This window comes from Actinoplanes sp. CA-142083, assembly GCF_050942195.1.
GTDB lineage: Bacteria > Actinomycetota > Actinomycetes > Mycobacteriales > Micromonosporaceae > Actinoplanes.
Genome location: NZ_CP192076.1, coordinates 8,350,861 through 8,376,237, shown reverse-complemented (window position 1 = coordinate 8,376,237; position 25,377 = coordinate 8,350,861). Strand labels below are relative to the sequence as shown.

The 25,377-nt window shown below is 70.5% G+C and carries 25 protein-coding genes and 1 tRNA gene; 15 read left to right on the top strand and 11 right to left on the bottom strand.

Translation table 11 applies throughout. The features are described 5' to 3' along the window. Positions 1 to 169 precede the first annotated feature (169 nt). Positions 170 to 997: a metal ABC transporter permease gene (locus ACQPZX_RS38320; protein ID WP_433366739.1), complete on the top strand. Its 828-nt coding sequence runs from the start codon at positions 170 to 172 to the stop codon at positions 995 to 997. Here ACQPZX_RS38320 and ACQPZX_RS38315 read toward each other — a convergent pair. Continuing rightward, the gene (locus ACQPZX_RS38315; RefSeq protein ID WP_433366736.1) at positions 994 to 1,653 is read right to left on the bottom strand and encodes a hypothetical protein; all 660 of its coding nucleotides are present in this window, start codon (positions 1,651 to 1,653) and stop codon (positions 994 to 996) included. The two genes, ACQPZX_RS38320 and ACQPZX_RS38315, sit on opposite strands and share 4 nt — an antisense overlap. Positions 1,654 to 1,867: 214 nt before the next feature. On the opposite strand from ACQPZX_RS38315, the gene ACQPZX_RS38310 reads away from it, so the two are divergent. Continuing rightward, positions 1,868 to 3,232: an MFS transporter gene (locus tag ACQPZX_RS38310; protein ID WP_433366734.1), complete on the top strand. Its 1,365-nt coding sequence runs from the start codon at positions 1,868 to 1,870 to the stop codon at positions 3,230 to 3,232. A gap of 3 nt (positions 3,233 to 3,235) precedes the next feature. Here ACQPZX_RS38310 and ACQPZX_RS38305 read toward each other — a convergent pair whose 3' ends face one another. Continuing rightward, positions 3,236 to 4,039, bottom strand: a complete 804-nt coding sequence (locus ACQPZX_RS38305; RefSeq protein ID WP_433366731.1) for an SAM-dependent methyltransferase — start codon at positions 4,037 to 4,039, stop codon at positions 3,236 to 3,238. A gap of 138 nt (positions 4,040 to 4,177) precedes the next feature. Between ACQPZX_RS38305 and ACQPZX_RS38300 the strand changes: the two genes are divergently transcribed. The 5 genes from ACQPZX_RS38300 to ACQPZX_RS38280 are packed head-to-tail and all read left to right on the top strand — an operon-like array spanning position 4,178 to position 8,391. Continuing rightward, a complete protein-coding gene (locus ACQPZX_RS38300) occupies positions 4,178 to 5,008 on the top strand; it encodes a helix-turn-helix domain-containing protein (protein ID WP_433385686.1) in 831 nt (276 codons plus the stop codon). Positions 5,009 to 5,045: 37 nt separating this feature from the next. Further along, complete coding sequence (locus tag ACQPZX_RS38295; RefSeq protein ID WP_433366728.1) at positions 5,046 to 5,762, top strand: ArsR family transcriptional regulator; 717 nt, start codon at positions 5,046 to 5,048, stop codon at positions 5,760 to 5,762. Further along, on the top strand, positions 5,759 to 6,142 hold the full coding sequence (locus ACQPZX_RS38290; RefSeq protein WP_433366726.1) for a VOC family protein: 384 nt from the start codon (positions 5,759 to 5,761) through the stop codon (positions 6,140 to 6,142). The genes ACQPZX_RS38295 and ACQPZX_RS38290 overlap by 4 nt, the downstream gene beginning before the upstream one ends. Next, positions 6,139 to 7,260, top strand: a complete 1,122-nt coding sequence (gene chrA, locus ACQPZX_RS38285) for a chromate efflux transporter (protein WP_433366723.1) — start codon at positions 6,139 to 6,141, stop codon at positions 7,258 to 7,260. The genes ACQPZX_RS38290 and chrA overlap by 4 nt, the downstream gene beginning before the upstream one ends. Positions 7,261 to 7,272: 12 nt before the next feature. Next, complete coding sequence (locus tag ACQPZX_RS38280) at positions 7,273 to 8,391, top strand: CDGSH iron-sulfur domain-containing protein (RefSeq protein WP_433366720.1); 1,119 nt, start codon at positions 7,273 to 7,275, stop codon at positions 8,389 to 8,391. Here ACQPZX_RS38280 and ACQPZX_RS38275 read toward each other — a convergent pair. Further along, on the bottom strand, positions 8,364 to 9,431 hold the full coding sequence (locus ACQPZX_RS38275; protein WP_433366717.1) for a hypothetical protein: 1,068 nt from the start codon (positions 9,429 to 9,431) through the stop codon (positions 8,364 to 8,366). The two genes, ACQPZX_RS38280 and ACQPZX_RS38275, sit on opposite strands and share 28 nt — an antisense overlap. A gap of 75 nt (positions 9,432 to 9,506) precedes the next feature. On the opposite strand from ACQPZX_RS38275, the gene ACQPZX_RS38270 reads away from it, so the two are divergent. The 3 genes from ACQPZX_RS38270 to ACQPZX_RS38260 are packed head-to-tail and all read left to right on the top strand — an operon-like array spanning position 9,507 to position 10,879. After that, positions 9,507 to 9,926, top strand: a complete 420-nt coding sequence (locus tag ACQPZX_RS38270; protein ID WP_433366714.1) for a hypothetical protein — start codon at positions 9,507 to 9,509, stop codon at positions 9,924 to 9,926. A 3-nt stretch (positions 9,927 to 9,929) separates the two neighbouring features. Then, positions 9,930 to 10,151 (top strand): helix-turn-helix transcriptional regulator, encoded by a 222-nt coding sequence (locus tag ACQPZX_RS38265; RefSeq protein WP_433366712.1) that lies wholly within the window; start codon positions 9,930 to 9,932, stop codon positions 10,149 to 10,151. A gap of 11 nt (positions 10,152 to 10,162) precedes the next feature. Beyond that, the gene (locus ACQPZX_RS38260; RefSeq protein WP_433366709.1) at positions 10,163 to 10,879 is read left to right on the top strand and encodes a DUF4386 domain-containing protein; all 717 of its coding nucleotides are present in this window, start codon (positions 10,163 to 10,165) and stop codon (positions 10,877 to 10,879) included. A gap of 123 nt (positions 10,880 to 11,002) precedes the next feature. Here ACQPZX_RS38260 and ACQPZX_RS38255 read toward each other — a convergent pair whose 3' ends face one another. After that, the gene (locus ACQPZX_RS38255) at positions 11,003 to 14,455 is read right to left on the bottom strand and encodes a PQQ-dependent sugar dehydrogenase (protein ID WP_433366706.1); all 3,453 of its coding nucleotides are present in this window, start codon (positions 14,453 to 14,455) and stop codon (positions 11,003 to 11,005) included. Between the two features lie 137 nt (positions 14,456 to 14,592). Here ACQPZX_RS38255 and ACQPZX_RS38250 point away from each other — a divergent pair, with 137 nt between their 5' ends. Then, positions 14,593 to 16,875 (top strand): MMPL family transporter, encoded by a 2,283-nt coding sequence (locus ACQPZX_RS38250; RefSeq protein ID WP_433385683.1) that lies wholly within the window; start codon positions 14,593 to 14,595, stop codon positions 16,873 to 16,875. A gap of 13 nt (positions 16,876 to 16,888) precedes the next feature. Here the strand turns inward: ACQPZX_RS38250 and ACQPZX_RS38245 are convergent, their stop codons facing one another. The 6 genes from ACQPZX_RS38245 to ACQPZX_RS38220 all read right to left on the bottom strand — a co-directional run bounded on the left by ACQPZX_RS38245 (position 16,889) and on the right by ACQPZX_RS38220 (position 21,896). After that, complete coding sequence (locus tag ACQPZX_RS38245) at positions 16,889 to 18,637, bottom strand: hypothetical protein (protein ID WP_433385680.1); 1,749 nt, start codon at positions 18,635 to 18,637, stop codon at positions 16,889 to 16,891. A 273-nt stretch (positions 18,638 to 18,910) separates the two neighbouring features. Continuing rightward, positions 18,911 to 19,327 (bottom strand): PPOX class F420-dependent oxidoreductase, encoded by a 417-nt coding sequence (locus tag ACQPZX_RS38240; protein ID WP_433366704.1) that lies wholly within the window; start codon positions 19,325 to 19,327, stop codon positions 18,911 to 18,913. A 40-nt stretch (positions 19,328 to 19,367) separates the two neighbouring features. Beyond that, entirely contained in the window at positions 19,368 to 20,228 is an 861-nt protein-coding gene (locus ACQPZX_RS38235) for a hypothetical protein (RefSeq protein ID WP_433366701.1), read from the bottom strand. Between the two features lie 45 nt (positions 20,229 to 20,273). Then, positions 20,274 to 21,065 carry an SAM-dependent methyltransferase gene (locus ACQPZX_RS38230; RefSeq protein WP_433366698.1) on the bottom strand — a complete coding sequence of 264 codons (792 nt, stop codon included), beginning with the start codon at positions 21,063 to 21,065 and terminating at the stop codon, positions 20,274 to 20,276. A gap of 339 nt (positions 21,066 to 21,404) precedes the next feature. Further along, positions 21,405 to 21,476 (bottom strand) — tRNA-Val (locus tag ACQPZX_RS38225). 51 nt (positions 21,477 to 21,527) lie between these two features. Then, positions 21,528 to 21,896, bottom strand: a complete 369-nt coding sequence (locus ACQPZX_RS38220) for a TIGR02611 family protein (RefSeq protein WP_433366695.1) — start codon at positions 21,894 to 21,896, stop codon at positions 21,528 to 21,530. A gap of 309 nt (positions 21,897 to 22,205) precedes the next feature. Here ACQPZX_RS38220 and ACQPZX_RS38215 point away from each other — a divergent pair, with 309 nt between their 5' ends. The 4 genes from ACQPZX_RS38215 (at position 22,206) to ACQPZX_RS38200 (ending at position 24,458) form a co-directional block, all read left to right on the top strand. Then, positions 22,206 to 22,637: an SsgA family sporulation/cell division regulator gene (locus tag ACQPZX_RS38215; RefSeq protein WP_020514863.1), complete on the top strand. Its 432-nt coding sequence runs from the start codon at positions 22,206 to 22,208 to the stop codon at positions 22,635 to 22,637. A 199-nt stretch (positions 22,638 to 22,836) separates the two neighbouring features. Then, on the top strand, positions 22,837 to 23,691 hold the full coding sequence (locus tag ACQPZX_RS38210) for a helix-turn-helix domain-containing protein (protein WP_433366692.1): 855 nt from the start codon (positions 22,837 to 22,839) through the stop codon (positions 23,689 to 23,691). A 65-nt stretch (positions 23,692 to 23,756) separates the two neighbouring features. Beyond that, positions 23,757 to 24,212: an RrF2 family transcriptional regulator gene (locus ACQPZX_RS38205; protein WP_378977234.1), complete on the top strand. Its 456-nt coding sequence runs from the start codon at positions 23,757 to 23,759 to the stop codon at positions 24,210 to 24,212. Between the two features lie 66 nt (positions 24,213 to 24,278). After that, entirely contained in the window at positions 24,279 to 24,458 is a 180-nt protein-coding gene (locus tag ACQPZX_RS38200; RefSeq protein ID WP_433366688.1) for a DUF4236 domain-containing protein, read from the top strand. Here the strand turns inward: ACQPZX_RS38200 and ACQPZX_RS38195 are convergent. Further along, on the bottom strand, positions 24,450 to 25,328 hold the full coding sequence (locus tag ACQPZX_RS38195; protein WP_433366685.1) for a hypothetical protein: 879 nt from the start codon (positions 25,326 to 25,328) through the stop codon (positions 24,450 to 24,452). The two genes, ACQPZX_RS38200 and ACQPZX_RS38195, sit on opposite strands and share 9 nt — an antisense overlap. Positions 25,329 to 25,377 lie beyond the last annotated feature (49 nt).

Below are 25,377 nucleotides of genomic sequence, written 5' to 3'. Positions count from 1 at the left end.
TTGAGCGGCGTTCGCAGACGCATAGCCCTGTGGCCGATCGGGGTGTCCCGGGCCGTCGGGCCTCGCAGAACTCATGCTGGACCTCGAAGGTCGAGCGAGCAGGGCGATGGCCCGAGGGTCACCGGTGCACTCGAACCAACATCAGCTCGAGTGGAACAAGGGTGCACCAATGAGCTGGTGGGATGACGCGCTGCACCGCGCGACCATCGAGGTCCTGCTGGCCGGCGCCCTGGCCGGCCTGATCGGCGTCCAGGTGGTGCTGCGCCGCTTGTCGTTCTTCACGATGGCCCTGACCCACGCCACTTTCCCCGGCGTAGTAGCCGCCTCGATCATCGGCGTCGACATCCTCCTGGGCGGCGTTGTCGCCGGCAGCATCATCGCCCTCGGCGTGGCCGCCCTCTCCCGCCGTCGCGGCCAGAACGCAGCCTCGGCCACCGGCGTCCTGCTCTCGGCGGGTTTCGCGCTGGGCGCCGCCCTGGTGGCCACCCAGAACGGCTTCAGCCGCGACCTGTCGGCTTTCCTGGTGGGCTCGATCCTGACCGTGAGCTCCCAGGATCTGGCGATCACCACCATCGTCCTGGCCGTCGTCGCCGCGGTTCTGCTGGCCGGCAATCGCCCCTTGAAATTCACGGCCTTCGATCGTACGGGTGCGCAGGCGGCCGGCTTCGCGACCGGCGCCTGGGACATCGTGCTCCTGCTGACCATCGAGCTGGTCGTCGTAACCATCGTCCCGGCCGTAGGCACCATCCTCGCCCTGGCCCTGATCGTCGCCCCCGCCGCCGCGGCCCGCCCGTGGTCAAACCGCTTGAGCGTGCTCACTGCCATGGCCGTCGCCCTGGGCGCCACCAGCGGCGTAGGCGGCCTCTACATCTCGACCCGCTGGAACATCGCCGCCGGCGCCAGCATCACGCTGACCGCCACAGCCCTGCTCGCGGCGTCGCTGCTGCTGTCCCGAGCTGGTCTGTCGCTCGGCCACCTGAGGGCACGATCGAGCTAGTCCGCGCCCGCGGGGTCGGATAGGGGTGCGCACCGGCCGGCCGGGTTGGCCGGGCGGAGCGTTTGCGGGTCGAACCGGACCTCCCAAGTCGTGCCGTCCTTCGCCACTACCTTCACGGTGTTGCCGCTGAGGCTGGCGTGTTCGAACTGCCAACCCTCCACGTCCGAGTCGCCCCAGATGAGGCAGGCGACGGGGGCGGCGCCTTGGTAGCTGAGAAGCCCGTTCCGGCTGCGGACATGAAGTATCGCCGTGCCGGGGGACTCCTCGTACTTGACAACCTTGTACTGCGCCGAGCTGGCCACTGTCGATCCGCCCGACTCGCCGAGCATGTACCGCAACATGAGATCGGCGCCGAAGACGAGCAGAAGGAGCAGGGCGCATGCGCCGGCGGCGACCGCCGCCCAGATCCGCGCACGGCGCCGGACGACGCCGTAGTAGCCGGCGGCCACCAGCATCGCCAACCCGGCCGCGAGGCCCAGCTCCAGCGGATTGCCGAGTATCTGCAGGTAGATGTGGCCTTGATGCCGGCCGGGCAGGTTCAGGGCGCCGTCGTCGATGCGATAGCCGGCGTCGGCGGCGGACACCACGCTGACAGCGATCGTCGCGACTGCGCCGATCACCAGACCGGCAGCGAGCCTGCGGCGAGGACGGACCACTTCGGGAGTGTGCCATCAGCGTCGGTCCTTCGTGCGCCCGCTCCGAAGCGCCGCGACATTGCCAGCAGCCAAGTCGTCCTGTCGACTCCGCACTGGAACGGCTACTCCGCCAGGACGTGATGCCCCTCCGGCCGGCTCGAAACTCTGACGGCGGTCCGCCGACCGGGCATTACATTCCTTTCGTGTCACCCCGGGCGACGAAAGGACCCACACCTTGCTGACCGATTACGAGTCGCGGCAGGCGCTGCATCACCGGACGATCAGTGTGGTGATGGCCTCGCAGGTGTTCAGCGGGGCGGGGCTGGCGGCGGGGGTCACGGTGGGGGCGCTGCTGGCCGAGGACATGCTGGGGACCAGTCGGCTGTCGGGGCTGCCGTCGGCGCTGTTCACGGCGGGCTCGGCGGCTACGGCGCTCGGAGTCGGGCGGCTGTCGCAGCGGCTGGGGCGGCGCGCGGGGCTGACGGCGGGGTATGCGGCGGGGGCGCTCGGTGGTGCGGGCGTGGTGGTGGCCGCGGCGCTCGGCAACATCGTGCTGCTGCTGGTGTGCCTGCTCGTCTACGGCGCGGGCACGGCTACCAACCTGCAGGCGCGCTACGCCGGCGCGGACCTGGTCGAGCCGGGGCGCCGGGGGCGGGCGGTCAGCTCGGTGCTGGTGGCTACGACGGTGGGGGCGGTGATCGGGCCCAACCTGGTCTCCGTGACCGGGCGTGTGGCGGAGCGTTGGGGGATCCCGGCGCTGGCGGGGCCGTTCGCGCTGTCGGCGGCGGCCTACGCGGTGGCGGGGACGATCCTGTTTCTGCTGCTGCGGCCCGACCCGCTGCTGGTCTCCCGCGCGCTGCCGCCGGAAGAGCCGCAGGCAGCAGCAGGGCCGGCAACCGCGAGCACGGCGGGGTCGGCGCAGGCAAGCGCGGCGGGGTCGGCGCAGGCAAGCAGGGCGGGGTCGGCGCAGGCAAGCACGGCGGGGTCGGCGCAGGCAAGCGCGGCGGGTCCGGCGCGGGCGGGGACGATTGCGGGGGCGGTGCCGGCGGGCTCGGGTGGCGTGCTCGCCGGCGCGGCGACGATGGTGCTCACGCAGCTGACCATGGTCGCGGTGATGACTATGACGCCGGTGCACATGAAGGCCCACGGGCACGATCTGGCAGCCACGGGGCTGGTGATCGCGGTGCACATCGCGGCCATGTACCTGCCGTCGCCGATCACGGGCATCCTGGTGGACCGTGTCGGGCGCGTGCCGGTGGCCGTCGCCTCGGGGGTCACGCTGCTCGGGGCGGGGCTTGTGTCGGCGACGGCGCCGGATGACTCCGTACCGCTGCTGGCTCTTGCCCTTGCTCTTCTCGGTCTCGGCTGGAACCTCGGGCTGGTCGCGGGGACGGCGATGATCACCGATGCGGCGCCGTTGGAGACGCGAGCCCGGACGCAGGGGACGGTCGATCTGTGCGTGGCTCTCGCGGGTGCGGGTGGCGGTATCACGAGCGGACTGCTCATGGCCGCCACCAGCTACGCGGCGCTGTCGATCACGGGCGGGCTGCTCGCGCTGGCGGTGATCCCCTTCGTGGTGACCACCGCCAGGAGGACGTGAAAGTTACGGCTTGCGGCCGACCGCGCCGAACTCGTCGACCTCGCGCAAGTCCTCGGCGGGAGCGTCGGCCGGCGGGCGCCACTTGGAGCACGGCACCAGGCCCGGCTCGATGATCTCGAGGCCCTCGAGGAAGCGGGCCAGCTCCTCGGGGCGGCGCAGGTGGTAGGAGAGCGGCGCGTTCGCGTTCCAGACGCCGATCGCCTCCTCGAAGGCGGGGCCGTCGATGACGTTGGTGCCGTCCGCCGTGACCAGGTAGCTGCCGGACGGCAGCGCGGCCAGCAGGCGGCGGACGATCGACACCGCCTCGTCGAGATCGGGCACGTGGCCGAGGATGTTCATCAGGATCAGGCCGGTGGGCTTGGACAGGTCCAGCGTGGTGCGCCCGGCGGCCTCCAGGATCGCGGCCGGTTCCCGCAGGTCGGCGTCGATGTACTCGGTGGCGCCCTCGGCCGTGCCGGTCAGCAGGGCGCGGGCGTGGACCAGGACGAGCGGGTCGTTGTCCACGTAGACGATGCGGGAGTCGGGCGCGGCGGCCTGCGCGACCTGGTGGGTGTTCTCCGCGGTGGGCATGCCGGTGCCGACGTCGAGGAACTGCCGGATGCCGGCCTCCTGGGCCAGGAAGGTGATCGCCCGCTTGAGGAAGCCCCGCGAGGATCGCGCCACTACGGTGATGTCGGGGTACAGGCCCGAGAACTGGTCACCGACCTGCCGATCGACCTCGAAATTGTCCTTCCCACCCAGCCAGTAGTTCCACACACGGGCGGAATGCGGAATGCTGGTGTCCAGCTTGGCGTCGGCGTCGGTCATGATTGCCCCCATCGGCGAGTCCATGTCGGGCTGTTCATGGGTATGCTAGCGCCCGAAGATCAAGACCTTCCACTGTAGACGAGATGCGGGCGGGGCGAGGTGACTCAGGGACAGGGCGGCGGCTCGACGGTGCGCCGCATGCAGCTCGGCGCTCGCCTGCGCGCCCTGCGACATAGGGCGGGCCTGAGCCGTGAGGAGGCCGGTCACCCGATCAGGGCGTCCGACTCCAAGATCAGCCGGATGGAGCTGGGCCGGGTCGGTTTCAAGGAACGCGACATCGCCGACCTGCTCACGCTGTACGGCGTCCACGATCAGGCCGAGCGCGAGGCGTTGCTGGCCTTCGCCAAGGAGGCGAACGCGCCGAGTTGGTGGCACCCGTACGGCGATGTGACCGACACCTGGCTGCAGACGTACCTCGACTTCGAGGAGGCCGCCGAGCTGATCCGTACGTATGAGGTGCAGTTCGTCCCGGGCCTGCTGCAGACCGAGGCGTACGCCCGCGCGGTGATCAGCATCGGGTACGGCAAGTCGGCGCCGGAGGAGGTCGACAAGCGGGCCCAGCTGCGGATGGAGCGCAAGAAGCGGCTTACCCAGCCGAACCCGCCCAAGGTGTGGGTGGTGCTCGACGAGGCGGTGCTGCACCGGCCGATCGGCGGCCGCGCCGCGCTGCGCGAGCAGATCGCCTCGCTGCTGGAGCTCACCGACAACCCGTTCATCAGCATCCAGGTGATGCCGTTCGCGTCGGGTGGCCACGCGGCGTCGGGCGGCGCCTTCAGCATCCTTCGATTCCCGTATCAGGAATTGTCCGACATTGTGTATGTCGAGCACCTAACCGGCGGCCTGTACATGGACAAGCGCGAGGAGGTCGACCGCTACTCGGCGGCGATCGGCCGGCTGTTCATCGAGGCCGCGGAGCTGAGCGAGACCCCGGCCATCCTGCATCGCATTCTGAAGGACCTTGACCGCTGAGGTTGAATGCATCAAATCGTTTTGATGTAATCGGGGCATGGGGCATGAACCTCCGGCCTTCCTGAGCGCCGCCGGCCACCCGGTGCGCTGGGGGCTGTTGAACGAGCTGGCCGCCGGCGACCGGCAGGTGCACGAGCTGACCGCGCTGCTCGGCCAGCCGCAAAACCTGGTGTCGTACCACCTCGGCAAGCTCCGCAAGGCCGACCTGGTCACCGCCCGGCGCAGCAGTGCCGACCGGCGCGACACCTACTACGCGCTCAACCTGGCGCGCTGTGCCGCCCTGCTGGCCGACACCGGCGGCGCCCTTCATCCGGGGCTGCGACTGACGCCGCCGGCGCATCCGGCGGGAGTGTCGGCGCGGGTGCTCTTCCTGTGCACCGGCAACAGCGCGCGCTCCCAGATGGCGGAGGCGCTGCTGCGTAGCCGTACGGGAAAATCGGTTGAAGCCCGCAGCGCCGGCAGCCACCCCAAGCCCCTCCACCCTGATGCCGTGGCGGCCATGGCCGCCCGCGGCATCGACCTCGCCGGCGCCCGGCCCAAACATCTGAGCGAGTTCGCCGGCGAGCGCTTCGACCGGGTGATCACCCTGTGCGACAAGGTCCGCGAGGTCTGCCCGGAGTTCCCGGGCCACCCGCAGCCGACGCACTGGAGCACGCCCGAACCGTCCGAGAGGGCCGAATTCGACCGGCTCGCGGAGGCGCTCGACGAGCGGATCACCTTCCTGCTGCACAGTCTGAAGAAGGAGACGTCATGACTGCCGTTGATGGCGCCGTGCACGTCCGCTACCTGGTGGACGACGTGCGGGCCGCGATCGACTTCTACACAGGGCACCTCGGCTTCGTTCCCGGCGAGAGGGTGTTCCCGCCCGCGTTCGCCGACGTGCGGCGCGGCAACCTGCTGCTCCTGCTCTCGGGACCGGAAAGCTCGGCGGCGCGTCCGATGCCGGACGGCCGCAAGCCCGGCCCCGGCGGCTGGAACCGCATCCACCTGCTCGTCGACGACATCGACGCGGAGGTCACGCGGCTACGGAAGGCCGGCGTCGAGTTCCGCAGCGAGGTCGTGTCCGGCCCGGGCGGCCGGCAGATCGTCCTGGACGACCCGGCCGGCAACCCGGTCGAGTTGTTCCAACCGTGACCGTCGGCCTCGGCACCGTCCTCAAGGAATGGGGACGGATCGGCTGCATCGGCTTCGGCGGCCCGCCCGCGCACATCGCCCTGCTGCGCAAACTCTGCGTCGACGACCGCAAATGGATCACTTCGCAGGAGTTCGAGGACGCCATCGCCGCCTGCAACCTGCTGCCCGGCCCGGCGTCCACCCAGCTGGCGATCTTCTGCGCGTGGCGGGTGCGCGGCCGGGCCGGCGCGCTGGTCGGCGGCGCGGCCTTCATCGTGCCCGGGCTGATCGTGATCCTGGCCCTGGCGGCGCTCTTCCTGGAGGGCGATCCGCCGGTCGCGGTGACGGCCGCCGGGGCCGGAGCCGGCGCGGCGGTGGCCGCGGTCGCCCTGCATGCCGGTTGGAGCCTGATGCCGCCCGGGTGGCGTCGTGCGCCCGAGCACAGCAGCCGCGTGCGGTGGTCGATCTACCTGGTGCTCGGGGCGGTCGCGGCGGCCACCGTCGGGCCGTGGCTGGTGCTGCTGCTCATCGCCTGCGGTGTGGCCGAGGTTGTCGCACAGGGCTTGCCGGCTTCGTCTCGCCAAAGCCGGCCGCTTGTCGCCGTCGGCCTAAGCGGCGGCGTCCTGCTGTCGGTCGCGTGGGTCGCGCTGAAGGTCGGCGCCCTCTCCTACGGCGGCGGCTTCGTCATCATCCCGCTCATGCAGGCCGACGCCGTCGACCACTACCACTGGATGACCGCCGCGCAGTTCCTCAACGCCGTCGCGCTCGGCCAGGTCACGCCCGGCCCGGTCGTGCACACGGTCGCGGTGGTCGGCTACGCGGCGGCGGGCCTGGCCGGCGGCCTGCTCGCCGCCGTCGTGGCGTTCAGCCCCTCGTTCGCGTTCATCCTGCTCGGCGCCCACCGCTTCGATCGGCTCCGCGCCGACCGCCGGGTGCGCGCCTTCCTCGACGGCGCCGGCCCGGCCGCGATCGGCGCCATCCTCGGTTCCGCCGTCCCACTGGTCCGCGCGCTCGAGGAGCCCTGGCAGTACCCGATCCTGGCCGGCGCGCTCATCCTCGTCTTCGTGTTCCGCCGCGGACCGGTGCTGACCCTCCTCGCCGCGGCCGCCGCCGGGATAGTGATCGTGGCGCTCACGTGATTACATGATTACGTGGTAATCATCAGGGTCACCGAGGACGGTCCGTATCGGGTCGAGGGCGAGATCTCGATCCGCGACACCGAGGGCAACGAGCTGCGCCGCGAGGGCATTTGGCACCTGTGCCGCTGCGGTGGCTCACGCAACAAGCCGTTCTGCGACTCGACGCACGGCCTCAAGGGCTGGTCGGGTCCGGAGACCGCGCCGCAGGCCTCCGACCAGCGCGAGACCTATGACGCCGAGGGCATCACGCTCACCGACGACCGCAGCGTGTGCGCCCATTTCGGACAGTGCACCGACCGGCTGCCGCGGGTGTTCCGGGCCGACGAGGAGCCGTTCGTCGACCCCTCGGCCGACAGTCCCGCGCAGATCGCCGAGGTCGTCCGCGGCTGTCCGTCCGGCGCGCTGGCCCTGCCGGCCGAGGAGCACGACGCGCCGTCGATCACCCCGATCGTGGACGGCCCCTATCGCGTCCGCGGCGCCGTTCAGGTCATAGGAGCAAACAACAAGCCTTATTCCGTACGGGAGAAGCAGACGCTCTGCCGTTGCGGCCACTCCCGGAACAAGCCCTTCTGCGACGGCTCCCACTGGTATGCGGGCTTCCGCGACCCGGTCCCGCCGGAGCTCGACAACACGCCCACCCTCTTCGAGTGGATCGGCGGCATCGCGGCTCTGGAACGGCTGACCACCGCGTTCTACGACGGCATCCTCAACGAGCCCGACGAGTTGCTCGAGCCCGTCTTCCGCGGCATGGACCCCGACCATCCGAAGCACGTCGCGGCCTGGCTGGCCGAGACCTTCGGCGGTCCCGCCGACTACACCGCCCACCACGGCGGCTACGAGCACATGGTCCACGCCCACATGAACCGGGCGCTCACCGAGGAGCAGCGGGTCCGCTGGGTCGCCCTCCTCGCCCGCACCGCCGACCAGGTGCTGCTCCCCGACGATCCCGACACCCGCCAGGCGTTCGTCTCCTACCTGGAGTGGGGCTCCCGGATCGCGGTGTTCAACAGCCAGCCCGGCGTCGAGATCATCGAGCACGCGCCCGTCCCCCGTTGGGGCTGGGGAAACTCCGCGCCCTATGTGCCGCAGCCCTGGGAAGCCGATCAGACCGACCGCAAGTCCAACGAGTGACGCACGTAGTCCTCCTGTGTCCCGGTGGACCACCACAAGACCCCGTTCTTGTACGAGACGTCGGTCGCGTCCGGGCTGATCTCCACGACGGTCCGGGTGTCGATCTTGTAGGCCAGTAGCTGCACGTGGCCGGTCAGGTCGGAGTTGCCGGTCTGCTGCGAGAAGATCTCGAAGCGGTCCAGCACCGCCGGGTCGGCGATGACCGTCGCGGCGGTGCCGTCGGCGACCTTCCGGCGGTCCTCGCCGTCCGGCCGCACCAGGTCGATCCGGGGATAGCCGTCCTTGTCGAAGGCGACGACCTGACACCAGACCGGGCTGCACGCGGTCACGCCGCGGCGGTGGGCCGGGACGGCTCGGGTCTCGCCGGTCGTCAGATTGCGCAGCCGCGTCGTGCCGGCCGCCGCCGTCAGCCCGTCGATCAGCCACGGCCAGGCCGACAGCGCCCAGGTGCCCGGCTGTTGTCGCACCTCGACCGGCCCGCCGCCGCGGAGATCGACCGAGCGGACCTCGGTCGTGTCGCCCGCCCCGGCCGCCACCCAGTGCACCCGGCCCTCGGCGACCACCAGGTCGTACTGGGACTGGTAGAAGCGCGCGTCGCCGAGGTCGGCGGTAAGGCGGCGGGGTGGGCGGCCGTCGCGCAGGTCGGCGGTCCAGAGATCCTCGCCGGCCTTGGTGCTCTCGGCCCAGACCAGGGTCTGGCCGTCGATGGTCGCGCTCTCGAAGGACGGGTTCTGGCTCATCGGCAGGGTCCGCAGGGAGCGCGCGGTGCCGTCGGCCCGGCGCAGCAGCAGGCGCATCGTCTTGCCGTCGGCGGTGAGCGCGGTGCCGACCGCCTGCTTGGCGTCGACGAAGACGGCCGGCTCGAAGAGCGTCCCGTCGCCGAGCGCCGCCGTCATGACGCCGCGCTGCGCACCCGGCCAGGCCACCCGCGCGTTGACCGGCGCCGCCTCTGCTCCGCGCCCGGCGGCCGGGGCGAAGAGCATCGTCCCGGCGGCGGCCAGCGCGACGCCAAGGCTCGCCAGCCGTCGCTTGCCTGCCATCCGGCCATGATTTCACACCCGGGGTCGAGTAAAAGATTCTTGACATGATGTTAGCTCTGCTTTACTTTCGAGCACATGTCCTCCGAGGAGAAGCGCACCTGGATCTCCGCCTTGGTCGGCGTCGTCGTCCCGATTGCGTACGTGGCGTTTGTCCTGTCCAAAGTGCCGGGTGGGGACGTGGCGGAGATCGCCTACGTGGGACCGATGGTCACCTCGATCGGCGCCGGGATCGCCGCCGGCATCGTCCTGGCCATCGTGGCCGCCATGGTCTCCCGCAAGGAGCCGGACCGGATCGACGAGCGCGATCGGGAGATCAACCGGCGGGGTGAGCTCGCCGGGTTCTACGTCATGAGCATCGCCGCGATCGTGCCGCTGGTCCTGGCGATGGCCGAGGCCGAGCAGTTCTGGATCGCTCACACGCTCTACCTGGCATTCGTCCTGGCCGCGTTGGCCTCGTCGGTGGTGAAGATCGTCGCCTACCGGCGGGGTTGGTGACCGATGGGCAAGCCACCGACCAGAGTCACGAACTCCATCCGGCAGCTGCGCTTCACCCACGGGGAGATGACCCAGGCCGAGCTGGCCGACCGCATCGGGGTGACCCGCCAGACCATCATCGCGATCGAACAGAGCCGCTACTCCCCGTCGCTGGAGATGGCCTTCCAGATCGCGCGGGTCTTCCAGGTGCCCCTCGACGACGTCTTCGGCTACCCCGACCCTTAGGAGGAGTCATCATGCACGCGCTGACCCGCACCGCCCGCACGACCGGCTTGTTCTACCTGGGCATGGCCATCACCGCCGTTCTCGGCTTCCTCGTCATCCGCCCGCGGCTCTTCGCCGCCGACGACCCCGGCGCGACGCTGGCCAACCTGGTCACGCACAGCTCGCTCGCCCGCGTGGGCGTGGCCCTGGAACTGGCCATGGTCGTCGCCCAGACCCTCACCGCCGCCTGGTTCTACCGCCTGTTCCGCACCGTGGATTCCGTCGCCGCGCTCGGGATCGCCGCTTTCGGCCTGGTCAACGCCGTCGTGGGCCTCGTCAGCGCGGCCATGCTCGGCACCGCGGTCCAGGTCTCCGCCGACCCGTTCGGCGACGCCGCGGCCACCGTCCAGACGCTGTACCTGATCAGCCTCAACATGTGGATCGTGGGAGCCCTGTTCTTCGGCCTGTGGCTGATCCCCATGGGCTGGTGCGTGTTGCGCTCCCGTTGGATGCCCCGCGCCCTGGGCTGGATCCTGGTGGTCGGCGGCGTCGGATACGTGCTCAGCCCGTTCGTCTTCTACCTGGCCGGCGACGCGCAGGCCCTCTTCGACGCCATGGCCTATCCCGCATCCGTGGGCGAGTTCTGGATGGTCGGCTACCTGCTCATCCGCGGCGTGCGCCGGCCGGCGCCGGACGAGACACCCGTTCAACCGTCACAGGTCCCCGATCAGCCTCACTCGCTGATCTGACCCGCGGCGGGCCTCCGCGGCGCCACGCGATGCGCGCAGCCCCCACCGACGTGATCGGCGGCCGCGAATGACAGTCGCCGCGGTTGCCTCGCCGCGGTTGCCTCGGCGCGGTTTGCCTCGGCACTACGAGGCGTAGATCGAGAACTTGGCGGTCCAGCGGGAGGATGTGCCGAACGACGGCGGCCACGTGCCGAACGACGTCGGTGCGCTCCAAGCGCCCTGATTGGCGCTCCCGGTGTCGTAGCTCATGTTGTTGTTGCCGTTGGTGTTGTACATGAGCCAGTACGCCGTGTTCGGCGCCAGGGTCGCGGTGACCGGTCGGCTGTTCCACGAGTTGGCGGTCAGCGTGCCCGAACTGCTCGACGCCGCCAGGGCGCCCGGCGAGCCGTTCGCGTCGGTGTAGATCGCCACCTGGTACTGGTTGGCCGGCGCGGCCTGCACCGCCTTGAGGTACACGGAGATCTGGCTCACCGTGAGGCCGGTGGGGCCGGTGACGAACCGCGAGCCGTTCATGTAGTTCATGTCGCCGGCGTCCAGCGTGCCGCCCACCTGGTCGTACCCGAGCCGCGGGGCGCTCGGGTCGGTCGTGGTGAACGAGAACTGGTGGTTGGCCGCGAGGGCGTTGCCCGCCGCGTCGGTCACGCCGGTCCGGACGGTCACCGTGTACTGCGTGGATGCGGCCAGCGCGGCGGACGGGGTGATCGTCGCCGCCTGGTTGGCCGCGTCGTAGGTGACGGTGCGGTTGACCAGCGTGCCGCCCGGGCCGCGCAGCTCCAGGTTGGCCGGCGTGATGGTGCCGGCCGCCATGCTCTCGCTGAACCGTACGGTGATCGGCGCGTTGGTGGCCACGCCGGTGGCGCCGCCGGCCGGGGTCGAGGAGGTCACCGTCGGCGCGGCGGTGTCCGCACCGGTGGTCGCGTAGATGGAGAACTTCGCGTTCCACCGGCTGGACGTGCCGAACGGGTTCGGCCACGTGCCGAAGGACGTCGGTGCGCTCCAGGCGCCCTGGTTGGCCGTGCCCGCGTCGTAGCTCAGGTTGTTGTTGCCGTTGGTGTTGTACATGAGCCAGTACGGGGTGTTGGCGGCCAGCGTCGCGGCGATCGGCCGGGTGTTCCACGAGTTGGCCGTCAGCGCGCCCGACGTGCTGGTGGCCACCCGGGCGCCGGGCGAGCCGTTGGAGTCGGCGTAGACGGCGAGCTGGTACTGGTTGTTCGGGGCCGCCTGCACCGATTTCATATACACCGACATGGACGTCACCGTCGCCGGATCGGACCCGGTGACGAACCGCGAGCCGTTCATGTAGTTCATGTCGCCGCTGTCCAGCGACGCGCCGGCCTGGGTGTAGCCGATCCGCTGCGGGGCCGGGGCGGTCGCGTACGTCGCGGTGTATGTCGTGGCGGTCGTGGGCGCGGTGATCACGTGGGTCTGCGCGCCGCCGTCGGACCACGACGCGAACGTCGAAGAACCCTGCGGCGACGGCGCGGACACCGAGTTGGTCGAGCCCTGGATCACCGTACGGGAGAAGGGCGTCGTGCCCGACGATGAGCCGACGGTGAGCTGGAGCCCGGTCGGCAGGGTGTTGAAGGTCAGGTCGACCGTCTTCGGGTCCAGCCGGCGCGTCACGGCATGCGTGAGGCCCTCCTGGTCGGTGGCCACCAGCTTGAGCTCCAAATAGGACGGATACTCGTGGTCCGGCGCCTCGAAGGATCCGGACGCCGCGCCGGTCCAGCTGCGGATGGCGTGCTCGTGGCAGTTGTCCGGCGCGGAGCAGTGGTGCATGACCAGGTCCCAAGTGAGGCGGGACGCGGGCAGGGCGCCCTCCTGCGGATCGGTGGCGTGGCCGGAGAAGGCGATCGTGTCGCCGACCTTCCAGGTCGTGCCCGCGGCCGGCGTGTCGATCACCGCGGTCGGCGCCTCGTTGCCGGGGGTGACGGTGACCGTGCTGGTGCTGGTCGCGTTCAACGTGTCGGTCACCGTCAGCCGCGCGGTGTACGACCCCGTCGTCGTGTAGGTGAACGTCGCCGTCGGCGAGGTCGAGTCGGTCACGCCGTCGTTGGTGAAGTCCCAGGCGTACCGCAGGCGACCCTCGTCGGCCGGGTCGGGATCGGTGGAGCCGGCGCCGTTGAACGTCACGGTCAGCGGCGCCGGACCCTGCGTGGGCGTGGCGTCGATGACCGCGCTCGGCGGCTGGTTGCCCGGGAAGTAGCGCACCCGGCGGATGGTGCCGCCGAGGTCGGCGTAGTAGAGCTCGCCGCCGGGGCCGACCTCGAGGTCGACCGGGCCGGCCGCGTCGGAGACGAACGTCTGCAGGTTGGCCGGGTCGGGCAGGCCCCCCGGCGTCGACGGCAGCGACGCCCAGATGCACCGGCGCGAGTAGTCGGCGAAGAAGACGGCGCCGTTGTACGCGGCCGGGTACGGGCCGCCGGCCGTCGGGTAGAACGCCACGCCGGTCGACGAGGAGCTGCCGGTCGGGCAGGCCTCGCCCGCGACCAGCTTGCTCGCGTGGTTCCAGGCGACGAACGGCGCGGTGTGTGTGCTGGCCGGCGCGGTGTAGAGGCTCTCGCAGATGGACAGGTCGGCACTGTCGTACCCGGACTGCCGGGCGTTGCCCTCCCAGCACGGCCAGCCGAAGTTGGTCACGCCCGCGGTGGGGTTGACCACCCGGTTGACCTCTTCCCAGGTGTTCCACCCGGTGTCGGAGATCCAGGCCTCGCTGGTGCCCGGCCGCATGGTGATCCGGTACGGGTTGCGCAGGCCGTTGGCGACGATCCGGCGGGTGTCGGGGTCGGCCGCGCCGATGTTCGGGTTGCCGGGCGCGGCCGCGCCGGTGGCCGGGTCGAGCCGCAGCAGCGCGCCGTCGAGCTGGGTCTCGTCGGCGGCCGTGCGGATGTCCTGTGCGCGCAGCGCCCCGCCCTCGTTGGCCGGGTCGGCGCACGGGTTGGTCGGCGCGCCCGCCGGGAACTGGCCGTAGTCGACCGCGCTGAAGCTCGCGCCGTCACCGGCGGAGACGTAGAGCATCCCGTCGGCGCCGAACGCGATGTCGCCGATGGAGTGGCTCGGGAACTGCTGGCACCAGTCGTGCAGCAGCACCTGCTCGCTGCCGGTCATCGTGTCGCCGGCGGCCTGCAGGCGGGAGAGCCGGCCGGTGACCACGCAACGCCCGTCGTTCGCGTTGGCGCATACGTCGTTCCACACCGGGGCGGTCTGGCCGGGCGGCGCGTCATAGGTGTAGAGCACGTACACGTACGGGTTGGCTGGGAAACCGGGCGCCAGCGCCATGCCGAGCAGCCCGCGGTCCCACTGGTTGTGCACGTTGGCCGACAGGTCGGCGAACACCGTGGGGGTCGTGTCGGCGAGGTCGTCGAAGACCTTGATGCGGCCGCCCTTCTCGGCGACGAAGACACGTCCGTCCGGCGCGAACTCCAGATCGACCGGCGAGCTGAGACCGCTGAAGACGATCTGCTCCTGAAAGCCGGTGGGCAGCGCCACCGCCGACGCGGGCCGCGGACCGACGAAGGACGACATCGTCACCACGGCCGCCACCGCGACCAACCCACCGAGTGCACGCCGGAACACGGGCAGCCCCCCACCCTCGAAAGATTTAAGGAATCCTAAATAGACGTAGGTCGCAGCAGCCGCCCGCCGACCGGTCAGAACTGGCGTCTGTCCGGAGGCTGGCGCGGCGAACGCGAAAGTGTTTGCATGCCGCGGTGATGCTAGGCGCGCTCGGCCGTACGTGTGCTCGCCGTCGATGGCTGGTGCTCGGCGCCTGGCTGGTGTTGATCGTCGCCGGGCTGGTCCTGGGTGGCCAGGTCTTCGAACGGCTCGGCGCCGCCGGCAGCCTGCGGCCGGACGCCGAGTCGCAGCTCGCGGAGAAGCGAGCCGAGCAGTTGCAGCCCGAGGGGCCGGTGGTCGTCGCCGTCGTGAGTGGACGCGACGTCTACGACCAGGCGCTGGTCGGCGACATCACGGTGGTCACCGGCGAGATCCGGGAGATGGACGGCGTCGCCGAGGTGGACGACCTGTACAGCGCTCCCGGCGGGCGGATCGGGGCCGACAACCGGAGCTCGCTGATCCGGGTCGAGCTGGAGGCGGGCCTGCCGGACGACCGGCGGGAGCAGGCGGAGGACGCGGTCGCCGGCGCGCTGCACCGCATCGACGCGCCCGAGGTGCTGGTCGGCGGGGAGAAGCTCGCCGAGCGCGCGTTCGCCGACCAGGCGATCGCGGACGCGGCCCTCGGTGAGTCGGTCGCGCTCGGCGCCCTGCTGGTGGTCCTGGTGCTTGTTCTCGGCGGCTTCGTCGCCGGCGCGATCCCGCTCGCCGCCGCGCTCGCCGCCGTGTCGGTGACGCTGCTCGGCCTGTACGGGCTGACCGCGCTCACCGAGGTCAGCGAGTTCACCGTCAACGTGGTCACGCTGCTCGGGATCGGGCTCGCCGTCGACTATGCGCTGCTGGTCATCGCGCGGTTCCGCGAGGAGCGCGAAGCCGATCCCGACGCCCCGGTCGAGGAGCTGGTCGCCCGTACCACCGCGACCGCCGGCCGTACCGTGCTGATCTCCGGGCTGGCCGTCGGCGCCGCGATGGCCGGGCTGTTCGCGTTCGCCGAGCCGCTGCTCGGCGCGATGGCGCTGGGCGGCGCGGCCGCGGTGCTGCTGGCCACCCTGGCCGGCCTGACGGCGGTGCCCGCGCTCATCGCCGTGGCCCACCGCCGCATCCCCGGGCCCCACGACTCCACCCGGGTGCTCGCCTTCCGCCGCGCCGTCGCGGCCGCGCTGCGCCGTGGCCTCATTGCGACCGGGCTGCGCCGCGGCCCCGTTGCGGCCGCGCGAAGTCGCCGCCCGGCAGGGGCCGCGCTGAGTGGCCGCCCGGATGCGGTCGCGCGCCGTCGCCGCCCCGAACCTGGGCCGGGGCTGCTCGCCCGGCTCGCCGCCTTTGCGCAGGAGCGGCCGGCGCCGGTTGCGCTCGCCGTCACGGCCGGGCTGCTCGCGCTGTCACTGCCGTTCCTGCTCGCGGTCAACCTGGAGAACTCCGACGCCCGCGCGCTGCCGGCCGGGGCCGAGGCCCGCAAGCTGCAGGAGAAGGTGCAGCGCGATTTCAGCGGCGGGCAGGCCGATCCGATTGTCGTGGTGGTCGACGCCGATCCGGCCGGCCTTCCGGCCCGCGACTTCCTGAACGCCCTCAACACGCTCGACGGCGTCCTGCGGGTGGAACCGCGGCCCGACATCGCCGGGGCGGCCATCATCGACGTCACGCCCGAGGGCGAGACCGCCGGCCCGGCCTCCCGCGACGTGGTCCGTGCGATCCGGGCGGCGGATCCGCCGTTCCCGGTGCTCGTCGGCGGCGCCGCCGCGGAACTGGCCGACTACCGCGAGTCGGTGGCCGCCCGGTTCCCGGTCGCGGTGCTGGTCATCCTGCTGTCCACGGCGGTGCTGCTGTTCGTGCTGACCGGCTCGCTGGTGGTGCCGGTCAAGGCGCTGCTGATGAACGCGCTCACCCTGCTCGCCACCCTCGGGGTGCTGGTCGTCGTGTTCCAGTGGGGAGTCGGCGACGCGTTGCTGGGTTTCGACTCGTGGGGCGCGATCGACGTCACCACGCCGGTCCTGCTGTTCGTGTTCGTGTTCGGGCTCTCGATGGACTACGAGGTCTTCCTGCTCGCCCGGATCAAGGAGGAATGGGACGCAAGCACCCACCCGAACGCCCGCACCCACCCGCGCGCCGGCGACCAGGCGGTCCGCGCGGGCCTCGAGAAGTCCGGCCCGGTGGTCACCGCCGCCGCGCTGTGCATCGGCGTGGTGTTCCTCGGCTTCCTGCTGGGCGACCTCATCGCCGTCAAGGAGATCGGCTTCGCCATGGCGGTCGCGCTCCTGCTCGACGTCACCGTCGTGCGCGGCCTGCTCCTGCCGGCGGTGATGACTCTGCTCGGTGACCGCAACTGGTGGGCGCCGGCCCCGCTACATCGGCTGCACGGCCGGTTCTTGAAGCCGCAGTTGTCCTGAGGCAACGCCGCCGTCAGTCGAGTCGGTAGAGGATGTAGTAGCCGATCTGCTCCCGGGTGATGCCGAGGCCGTCGATCGAGCGCTCGGGCACGCCCTCCCACGGGGTCCCGGGCAGCCATTCGGGCAGGACGACGACCGATTTGATGCCCGCCGCCCGCAGCGCGGCGATGCTCGTGGTGTCCGGAAAGGTCATGCTGGCCGCGCGGATCCGCTCCTGGCCGGTCGGGACGAAGGTGACCAGGCCGTTGGGGACGCGCGGGAACCCGTTCGTGGTCCACAGCATGATGGACATCTCGAGGCTGCCGGCGCTGGGCAACACCAGGATCGGCTCCCGCGCGGCACTCATCGCGGCCGGATAGCGCAGCACCTCGGGATGCCCGGTCCGGTTGACCCCTTCCACGACGACCAGCACGAGCGGGATCAGCAGGGCAAGGCGCAGCACGACGAATTTCCCGCGGGCCATGACCCCGGGCCGCCAGGGCGCCGTGGCCCGTGCGCCGGCGACCCATTCACTGACCGCGCCGGCCGCCAGGATGGCCAGCAACAACGAGACCCACACCATCATCCGCCCGGGGGTGCGCAGCGCCGCCCACCCCGGCAGGTGTTTGGAGAGGGTCAGATAGCCCGGGTCGCCGTGCCAGGGCAGGGTCGCGCCGAGCGTCAGCAGCACCGCCCCGAGCGTGCCGAGGGTCAGCAGGATCCGATGCCGGAGCCGGAAGATCGAGATGATCGCCCCGACCACGGCCAGGACGATCAGGGTGATGCCGGGGAGCAGCGCCATCTCCGGCGCCCAGGGCAAGTGCGAGCGCGCCCCCGCGTGCCGGGTGCCCCACAGCCAGGACGCCTCGGGCGCGATGAGGAGGCCGCGCCACGGCGGCGAGTACATCTCGGTCCAGGCCAGCCCCCGGTCGGCCTGTGGGTGGAGCTGCACGACGCGGGTGAAGGCAAGTCCCATGAAGGCCGTGGCCGCGGCGAAGCACAACCCGCCGGCCAGATCGGCGGCGAGCAGGCGCCGGCCGAAGACCGGCCGGCCGCGCCGCCACCAGGACCAGCCGAAACACGCGGCGGCCACGAGGCAGATCAGGATCATCACGTACGCGTACGCGAGCCCGATGGCGAGCCCGAGGGTGATCTGCCAGGCCCCGACCAGCCAGCCGGCCAGCGCCCACCACGGGCTGTGCCGTTCCGGGCGGTGGCCGGCGCGCAGCGACCAGCCGTGGCCGCGAGCGATCATGGCGAGGCTCAGCGCGATGCCGCCGGTCGAGATGACATTCAGGTGGCCGGCATGCGCGAGCCGCCACGGCGCGAATGCCCAGGCGACGCCCGCAACTGCCGCACCGAGCGGATGCGCCCCCAACTGGCGGGTCAGCGCGTAAGCCCCGACGAAGGCGAGCGCATGCAGCAGGACGTACAGGATGTTGTATCGCAGGAGGGCCGACTCCATGCCGGACCCGATCATGCCGAACGGCGCGTAGCCGACGACGGTGTCGGTGAAGGCCAGCGAATGCGGGTCGGGGAAGAAGGTGTTCGAGTCCCACAGGTGCAGGGGGCTGTGCAGCAGCGCGTGCCCGCCCCAGGCGATCTGCCAGGCAAACAGTGCCGGATCACCGATGTCCCCGGGCACCGTGTGCCGCGGGTCGCGCAGCGTCGGCCAGGTCAGCGCCACGGCGAGCGCCAGCCCGCCGAGAATCACCAGAATCCACTCGCGGCGGCCCCACACCCGTTTCAGCACGCTAGGCGCCGCCGCCGGCCCCGGAGTCACCGCCTCCTCGCTGGGAGGAACCTGGGTGGCGACGCCGTGGGACGGCCCTTCGATCTTTGTCACCCAAGCCCCCGAATTTCCTGGTTCGACGCGGCACAGCGCAACAGATTGTCACACGTCGATGCCAAACCCGGAACCGTCGCCACAGGGCGCGGGGGTTCCGGGGATTGCTGGACTTCTGGGCCCGGCGGCCGCCGACATGCTCGGAGCGCTCCGGGCGCAGGGACTGGTCGGCCTCGAGGTCCGCAGCCGGCGTGGGCTTCGAAGGAGGGCTCATGAGACGTTGCGGTTGTGGGGCCGGACCTGGCCCGGAGCGGTGCCTTGGTCCTCGGTGCCGTAGCTGATGATTCGCCGGGCTCGGATCCGGATGATCGGGTCGCTGCTGCCGTAAGCCGAGTCGGATGGCTTCTCGATCGCCTCGGCGGTGCCGCGGATCTCCAGGCAGCGCACCTTCCACGGGCTCAGCGACGGCACGTCGTCGACGACGAACGCGACCTGCCCGTTCGCCGCGACGTTGCGGTATTTGCGGCTCGAGGTCAGGTTGTGGCCGCCGATATCGATCGTGCTGAGGGCGTGGTTGTAGCGGAACCCGACCGGGCTGTTCTGCAGGGTGCCGTCGGGGCGCAGCGTGGCTAGACGCCCCAGGGTCTGTTCGTCGAGGTAGGCGATCTCAAACGGGGTGAAGGTCATTTCGACAGGCTGCAAGTTGAACCTGAGTCGAAGTCAAGTCTCAGGCAGGTTTGCTGAGGTCGGGACCGCGGAGAAGCTTCAGTACGGCGGCTGAGGGCTTCTTGACCAGGTCGGCCGGCGGTGCGGTCAGCGGCTGGATCGCACCGTACTCGGACAGGCGGATGACCCACGTGTCGGCCGGGTCGGGAGCGATCAGCGAGAGCGTCGCAATCCGGCCCTGGGCGTCGAGCGAGGCCTGAAACGGCATCGCCGTGCCGGTGGGCAGCGAGTGTGCGCGGGCGTGGCGGCCCACGACGGTCTGCGCCTCGGTGACCTGAGACGTGTCCAGCGTGCCGGTGATGAACAGGTCGTCGCCCTTCGCGGCCTTGACGCCGCTCAGCAGCCTTTTCACGCCGATCACGTCGGGGTCGTGAAGGTCGATCTGTGGGACGACGGAGGGCGGCACCGCCTCCGGCGGCATCCAGTACGTGCCGTTGACGTAGTCCCGGAACGAGCCGAGCTCCTCTCCTTTCCGGCGGGACTCGGCGTCGCGCGAACTCCGCAGCAGCTCCACGTCTCGATCGAGGTCGTCCCAAAGGCCGCCGGAGAGGTCGAGATACAGGTAGGTTCGGCCGCCGGCGATCCGGAACCGCGTCGTGACGTTGACGTTCCGTTGTTGCTCCTGCGACAAGATCTCCGCACTGCCGGAAGGGGTGTGGACGGCGCCGCTCACCTCGAATTCAGGCCCGGTCACGCTGAAGGTGTAGCCGCCCCCGTCGATGCCGGCGGTCGACGCGGCGAGCGCCGCCGCCGGGTCGAACGGCGCACTCGCCGAGGGCGCCGCGGCCGGTGCGGTGCAAGCGGTTATTGACAGGCAAAGGGCCAGAGCGGAGGCCGACAATGCGAGCGGGCGTCGAATCACGACGGAAGCGTAGCGGCCGTTGCAGTGTGGACGGAGCGCGTGTTGCTATCGCGGTTTGCGTCCTACGCCGCCGTATTGCTCGACCTCGGGTGCCTCGGAGTCCGGCCGCCACTGGGTCACGGGGACCAGGCCGGGCTCGACGAGTTCAAGGCCCTGGAAAAACTGGGCAAGGCGGTCCGTGCTGCGCAAATGGTATGGCAGAGCGGCGGACTCGTTCCAGATACGAGCCGCCTCGACCACCTCGGGTGAGACGGGGGCGCTGTCGTACAGGGCGAGGTAGCTGCCGGGCGCCGCAGCGTCCAGCGCCTTGGTGACCATGGCCTGCGCGACCGTGTCCTTCTCGACGTGGCCGAGCACACCCATGAACAGGATCGCGACGGGCTCGGAGAAGTCGAGGGTGCGAGCGGCTTCGCGTAGCACCAGATCCATGTCGTACATGTCAGCGTCGATGTAGCTGGTCAAGCCCTCGGGCCGGCTCGTGAGCAGGGCGCGAGCGTGGGTGAGCACCAGTGGGTCGTTGTCGACGTAGACGATGCGGCTCTCCGGCGCCACCGATTGGGCCACCTCATGCGTGTTGTTGGCGGTGGGCAGCCCGGTACCGATGTCCAGGAACTGGCGCACACCGGCGTCGGTGGCCAGATAGCGCACCGCGCGGATCAGGAACGCGCGGCACCGGCGGGCGTTCTCCGCGAGCGCTGGTTGACCGGCGAGAATCTGGTCGCCGACCACGCGATCGGCGGCGAAGTTGTCCTTGCCGCCCAGCAGATAGTTCCAGATCCGCGCCGTGTGCGGGACCGAGGTGTCCAGCTGGGGTTCCGTCTGTTCATCGTTCGACACGTGCGCGTCTTCCTACTCGGATGGACCGATGTCGATAGATTGACGCCAGCATAGACCGTGGCGGGCCAACGGGCGTCCACGCTCAGATCAAGGGGTGACCGCGGTGTCAGTCGGAGACGCCGAGGTGAAGCAGCCAGACCTGCCGCCGCATGGTCTTCGTGGGGTTTCAGGGGGCTCGGCCCCCTGAGCCAGCATGACGAGGCCCCCGGGTCCGCGCTTCTCAGCGGACACGAGGGCCTCGGGGACTCGTGGGGTTTCAGGGGGCTCGGCCCCCTGAGCCAGCATGACGAGGCCCCCGGGTCCGCGCTTCTCAGCGGACACGAGGGCCTCAGGGACTCGTGGGCGATACTGGGATCGAACCAGTGACCTCTCCGGTGTGAACGGAGCGCTCTCCCGCTGAGCTAATCGCCCCTCAGCGAGACAGACTGTACTAGACCGAGGCCGCCAGGGGCCAACCAGGGGTCAGCTCAGCCATTCGCGAGTCTTCTCGATCAGGTCGATGCCGAAGCTGACGCGGACCGAGGTCCACACGACGGCGGCCACGAAGATCATGCCGACGATGCCGATGAGGCCGCGCATGGGCAGGCTCTGCCGGCCTATCCAGCTCGTCCACGCCTTCACGTTGCGCTTGGTGAACTCGAGCAGCCTTTTCGCCCAGGCGAACTCGAGGGCCCAGATGGCCAGTCCCAGGATCACGATGGCCCAGCCCGGACCGGGGAACGGGATCAGGACGATGCCCAGGGCTATGACGAGGGAGCCGAGGACGCCAATTCCGATCTTGAGGGCTAGGCGGCCTGTCGGGTTTGCCCGGATCTTGTCCAAAACACCCATCGGTGCCCGATCTTCGTCCGCTTTCGTGCTCATTTCATCCCCCAGTGTCCCCGAGCCCCGTCACTACCCGGGAGGAATGGACGTTACCGGAGTAAGTCAACTGCTGGACCACCCGACGCCGGGCGGAACCGAGTACATGGGCATAACAGGACAAGATATCGCTTTACGTCCTGTGTGAAGACGTTTTCGGAACCGTCTTCCCACTACTGGGTGAGATCAGCGTATGGCGGAGCGTAACGACAGGGATCACCTGAGTATGGGAAACGCGGGGTTCACCAGCCTCGCAGCGGTGCCGGGGGGAGTTCGTCCATGAGTACCATTCGTCCAACGACCGTCGAGGTCGAGACCTCGCTGCGGCTCGTAGCGCCTGACGCAACGGCCCTGCCCGTGCGCGCCAGTCTGCGGTACGACCCAGCGGACCCGTATGCGGTCCATGTGTTGTTCCACGCGGAATCAGCCGGTGGGGAAGCCGTGAGCTGGTCCTTCGCGCGTGAACTGCTCGTGACCGGGCTCGATGAGCCCGCGGGTATCGGCGACGTGCGGGTGTGGCCCTGGGCCACGCCTCGCGGGGATTTCGTCGCCTTGGCGCTGTCGTCTCCGGATGGCAACGCGTTGTTCGAAGTGCCCCGCAGCGTCCTCGTCCGGTTCCTCCGGCGCACCTATGTCGTGGTGCCGCGCGGCCGGGAATCCGAGCATCTCGACGTGGACGCGGCGGTCAACCGGTTGCTGGCGGGGAGATAGCAACCGGCGATAGCTAAAGAAAAGCGACGACCCGCGCGGACACTGCCGATCCGCGCGGGTTGTTCGTTTCCCGGAGGAAAAGGACAAAGGCCCGATTCCCGGGCAAGAATCGGACATTGACCCCGATTATCCGACACATTCCCGTCAACCCGCGTTTTGGCAGGTGCGCGGCTGGTCATCGACGGTTACCGTCGGCCCGATGACCTCTCTCGCGACGCGCGCCGCACCGCTGATCCCGCCCGGGTGGGCGGGGGTGGCGACGTGCGCGCTGGGTGAGGTGCAGCCGTCCGGCCCGTGGTGCCCGCCGTACCATGCGCTGCTGCTTGCCACCGCGGGTCACGGCGCCGTCGAGGTCGACTTCGAGCACCATTCCTGCCGGCCGGGCACGCTGCTCTGGATCCGCCCGGGCCAGGAGCTGCGCATCGGCGGGAACGGCCTGGCCGCCTCGGTGGTCACCTTCGACACCCGGCTGGCCGGCGACCACTGGCCCGAGCGCCCCGAGGCCCCCGGCCGCTGGCAGCTCGAGGGTGAGGACGAGGACGCGGTGATCAGCGAGTTCGCCCAGCTCGCGGTCGACTGCGAGCGGCACCGCTCGGGCCCGGTCGCGGCCGACCTGCTGCGCCATCAGCTGGCGGTGCTGCTGCTGCGGATCGCGCTGCTCACCGAGGACTCAGGCCCGCTCGGCGCGGAGGGGCGCACGTTCGCTCGGTTCCGGCGGCGGCTGGAGTCCGGTCATCCGCGCAGCCGCCGGGTCGAGGACTACGCCGAGGAGATGGGCTGTTCGGTGCGCACGCTGACCCGGGCCAGCCTCGCGGTCACCGGCCGGACGGCCAAGCAGGTGGTCGACGACCGGGTCGCGCTCGAGGCGCGCCGACTGCTCGCGTGCACCCCGATGTCGGTCGCCGAGGTCGGCCGACACCTGGGCTTCCCGGAGCCGACGAACTTCGGCCGTTTCTTCCACCGCGAGGTCGGGGTGAGCCCGGGCCAGTTCCGCGCGGACATGGCCACGAACGGCCGCGGCGGCATACCGATTCAGCGACGACCCGCTGACTGAGTGTAATTCCCACAAATCCGTGGGGTATGTGCGGAGTCCTGGCGCGGAAGAGGCATGATAGGTGGGTGCAGATCTCCGCGCGCGGCGACTACGCGGTCCGGGCCGCCCTCAGCTTGGCGCAGGCCTACCCGGCGCTGATGTCCGCCCAGGCCATCGCTCAAGATCAGAACATGCCCCGCAAGTTCCTCGAGGCCGTCCTCGCCGACCTGCGCCGCGCCGGCGTGGTCCGGGCGCAGCGCGGGGCCGAGGGCGGCTACACATTGTCACAACCTCCGCGCGACGTGACGATCGGCTCGATCCTGCGCGCGGTCGACGGCCCGCTCGCCGGCGTGCGCGGTCTCCGTCCTGAGGAGACGCAGTACGAAGGCGCCGCCGAGAACCTGCCGAACCTCTGGGTCGCCGTGCGCGCCGCGGTCCGCGAGGTGGTCGACGAGGTGAGCCTGGCCGAGCTGATCAGCGGCCGGATGCCCGCCCACGTCCGCAAGCTCACGACCCGCCCCGACGCGTGGCAGCCGCGCTGACGTTTGTAAATTTCGAGAACCGGGAACCGAACGCCCATCCCCAGAGACCCCCGGAGGGACGTAGCGATGGGCATCGTGTTCCGCAGCCGCAAGAAGTTCGGCCCGCTGATCCTGAACTTCACCGAGAACGGATTCTCGTCGTGGAGCTTCAAGATCGGTCGCTGGTCGTGGAACTCGCGCACCCGCGCGCACCGCGTCGACCTGCCCGGCCCGCTCTCGTGGAAGCAGGACAAGTCGTCACGGTAGAGCGATCACCACGTCCCCGCCCAACCGCCCATGCGGCGGTTGGCGGGTGACGGCTCCCGAGTCGGCGAGCGTGTGCAGCACCCGGGTGGCGTCCGCCGCCCGATAGACGGTTTCGGTCAGCGCGAAGGTTCGCAGCTCGGTCACCGTCGCCGAGCCGACCCGCTCGAGGTGGGCGAGGATCTCGCGGCGCAGCGGTCCCGGGTGGGGCTGGAGCGAGATGTCGATGAGATGCCGCTCCGGATCGCCAGGATCGCGATACCGCACCCCGGCGAACTCGTCGACCGCCCAGAGCGCCTCCTTGAACCCCTCGAGGCTCTTGCCCGAAGTCGTCCCGAAGGCCAGCAACTCGCCCGGCTCCTCCCCGGTTGCGAGCTCCACGGCGGCGAACAGCGGCCACTGCTCGCGATAATCGTTTGCGGACACCCCGGGCGCCAGCACGAGCAGGACCTCGGCCGGCTTTCCGGCATTGAGGGCCGCGACGGTGGCCGGGCTGGGCGGTTCGCTCGCGCTTGCCGCGTCCAGAAAACCCAGCAGGGGTACGCGTTGAGCACCGGCCGCCTTGAGAGCGACGCCGAGCGAGTCGGTGCCACCCGACACGGCGTGCACCGGCAACGAACCGAGCTCCGGGATCGCCGCCAGCCGTTTCGCCACGGCGGTGACGTCGTCACCCACGAGCAGCATGGACAGCTCGCGCCCGCGTACGAAATCGGTTTGATCCGCAAGCACCCGCGCGGCCGCCTCGGCCGACTCGCCTCCGTCCGCATCGGCGTAGCCGTGCGTGTAGAAGACCCGGCGGGCGCGATGCAGCGCCGCCGGGGCCCAGGCCTCCAGATGCCTGACCAGCAGTTCCCGCTTCACCGTCGCGATCACGGCCGACCTCCCAGTCCCGTGGATCTACATTGTCCCGGATCGGGGGATG

Coding starts and splice junctions, on each gene's coding strand:
- ACQPZX_RS38320 (WP_433366739.1), top strand. CDS start 170: ATGAGCTGGTGGGATGACGCGCTGCACCGCGCGACCATCGAGGTCCTG.
- ACQPZX_RS38305 (WP_433366731.1), bottom strand. CDS start 4,039: ATGACCGACGCCGACGCCAAGCTGGACACCAGCATTCCGCATTCCGCC.
- ACQPZX_RS38300 (WP_433385686.1), top strand. CDS start 4,178: ATGCAGCTCGGCGCTCGCCTGCGCGCCCTGCGACATAGGGCGGGCCTG.
- ACQPZX_RS38295 (WP_433366728.1), top strand. CDS start 5,046: ATGGGGCATGAACCTCCGGCCTTCCTGAGCGCCGCCGGCCACCCGGTG.
- ACQPZX_RS38290 (WP_433366726.1), top strand. CDS start 5,759: ATGACTGCCGTTGATGGCGCCGTGCACGTCCGCTACCTGGTGGACGAC.
- ACQPZX_RS38275 (WP_433366717.1), bottom strand. CDS start 9,431: ATGGCAGGCAAGCGACGGCTGGCGAGCCTTGGCGTCGCGCTGGCCGCC.
- ACQPZX_RS38270 (WP_433366714.1), top strand. CDS start 9,507: ATGTCCTCCGAGGAGAAGCGCACCTGGATCTCCGCCTTGGTCGGCGTC.
- ACQPZX_RS38265 (WP_433366712.1), top strand. CDS start 9,930: ATGGGCAAGCCACCGACCAGAGTCACGAACTCCATCCGGCAGCTGCGC.
- ACQPZX_RS38260 (WP_433366709.1), top strand. CDS start 10,163: ATGCACGCGCTGACCCGCACCGCCCGCACGACCGGCTTGTTCTACCTG.
- ACQPZX_RS38250 (WP_433385683.1), top strand. CDS start 14,593: ATGCTAGGCGCGCTCGGCCGTACGTGTGCTCGCCGTCGATGGCTGGTG.
- ACQPZX_RS38240 (WP_433366704.1), bottom strand. CDS start 19,327: ATGACCTTCACCCCGTTTGAGATCGCCTACCTCGACGAACAGACCCTG.
- ACQPZX_RS38220 (WP_433366695.1), bottom strand. CDS start 21,896: ATGGGTGTTTTGGACAAGATCCGGGCAAACCCGACAGGCCGCCTAGCC.
- ACQPZX_RS38215 (WP_020514863.1), top strand. CDS start 22,206: ATGAGTACCATTCGTCCAACGACCGTCGAGGTCGAGACCTCGCTGCGG.
- ACQPZX_RS38210 (WP_433366692.1), top strand. CDS start 22,837: ATGACCTCTCTCGCGACGCGCGCCGCACCGCTGATCCCGCCCGGGTGG.
- ACQPZX_RS38200 (WP_433366688.1), top strand. CDS start 24,279: ATGGGCATCGTGTTCCGCAGCCGCAAGAAGTTCGGCCCGCTGATCCTG.